The sequence below is a fragment of the Agrobacterium sp. MCAB5 genome, assembly GCF_052114365.1.
Taxonomy (GTDB): domain Bacteria; phylum Pseudomonadota; class Alphaproteobacteria; order Rhizobiales; family Rhizobiaceae; genus Agrobacterium; species Agrobacterium tumefaciens.
Window position 1 is genome coordinate 1 of record NZ_JBFREP010000320.1, and the last position, 396, is coordinate 396.

A 396-nucleotide genomic window follows, 5' to 3' on the forward strand; every position below is an offset into this window, starting at 1 on the left:
GTATGCTTACTTGGCAAGAGCTTTTGGTGTGGTAGCAACTTGGTCGGGTGCAGGCATGTATACGGCCTTTGAATGCGGCCTTCGATGCCGCTGGCCCTGATGAATTCCGCAAGTCTGTTCCCATACACTCCAACGAGCTGGTGAGCACATCACCCCAATGTCGGGCTTACAGACCCCGGTTCAACCGTTCGCATCACACCATTTGCACCTCACCAATCTTTAAAAGCTCAAGCTCCCTGTATCAGGCCGGGATTGATCGAAACCGCTCTCCCGAAACCATGATTGCCCAGGCGATCCTTGCCATCTTATTGGCTAACGCCACAGCGACGACATTGTACGGCTTACGGACCAGCAAATCGGCCGCCCACTTCTTCGGGCCCGTTCCTTCTTTACGAC

General features: G+C 54.3%; 1 pseudogene. It reads right to left on the reverse strand.

The annotated features are described in order from the left end of the window. Positions 1 to 241: 241 nt before the first annotated feature. Positions 242 to 396 (reverse strand): annotated as a pseudogene (locus tag AB4Z23_RS28820) (IS110 family transposase); the annotation flags it as partial.